At 73.7% G+C, this 768-nt stretch carries 1 protein-coding gene and 1 pseudogene; both read right to left on the bottom strand.

Annotated features, from left to right (window positions below):
• Positions 1-2: 2 nt before the first annotated feature.
• Positions 3-479, bottom strand: coding sequence for a ribose-5-phosphate isomerase (locus E1298_RS47365; protein WP_131903910.1), 477 nt, complete (start codon positions 477-479; stop codon positions 3-5).
• 43 nt (positions 480-522) lie between these two features.
• Positions 523-768, bottom strand: a pseudogene (locus E1298_RS47360) (hypothetical protein); the annotation flags it as partial.

The raw sequence follows: 768 nt of genomic DNA, 5'->3' as shown, positions 1-768 counted from the left end.
GTTCAGGTGGTGGTCGGGAGGGGTGGGAGGTCGCCTGTGCGCTCGTAGTCGGCGAGCATGGTGATGCGGCGGGTGTGGCGGTCCTCCTGGGAGTAGGGCGTCTCCAGGAACAGCTCCACGAAGCGGGTGGCGGCGGCCTGGTCGTGCTGCCGGGCGCCGAGACTGATGACGTTGGCGTCGTTGTGCCGGCGGGCGAGCTTGGCCGTGTCCTCGTTCCAGACCAGCGCGGCCCGCACGCCCTTCACTTTGTTGGCCGCGATCGCCTCGCCGTTGCCCGAGCCGCCGAGGACGATGCCGAGGGCTCCCGGCTCGGCCGCGGTCCGCTCAGCGGCCCGCAGGACGAACGGCGGGTAGTCGTCCACGGCGTCGTACTCGAACGCGCCACAGTCGACGGGCTCGTGCCCGTTCGCCTTCAGCCAGGAGACCAGGTGCTCCTTCAACTCGAAGCCGGCATGGTCGGATCCAAGAAACACGCGCATGGCGCCGATTCTCGCAGGCGGCCGGGGACCGCACGCGCCCGGGTCAGCGGGGAGGCGGCAGCGGCTGGTCGTCCTCGTCGGGCCTGTGGTCCACCATGGTGGCGCCGGAGGGTCCCGCGCCCTGGGAGGGTGCCGGATCGTCTTGCGGCGCGTCTGCGGCGGCCTCGTCCTCGCGCCGCTCGTCGTCGGACGGCTCGGGCGCGGGTGTCTCGGAGGCCGGCGGCGTGGGCGGCTCGGGCCGGGGCTCAGGCGTGGGCGGTGGCACAGGGGCGGCGGGCGGTTGCGGGCC

It is taken from the genome of Actinomadura rubrisoli (assembly GCF_004349215.1).
Lineage (GTDB): Bacteria > Actinomycetota > Actinomycetes > Streptosporangiales > Streptosporangiaceae > Spirillospora > Spirillospora rubrisoli.
Note: the sequence above shows the minus strand (reverse complement) of the source record. Positions and strands in the feature narration are given on the sequence as shown.

Excerpts from the sequence above, each read along its gene's own strand:
- E1298_RS47365 (WP_131903910.1), bottom strand. The coding sequence starts at position 479 with ATGCGCGTGTTTCTTGGATCCGACCATGCCGGCTTCGAGTTGAAGGAG.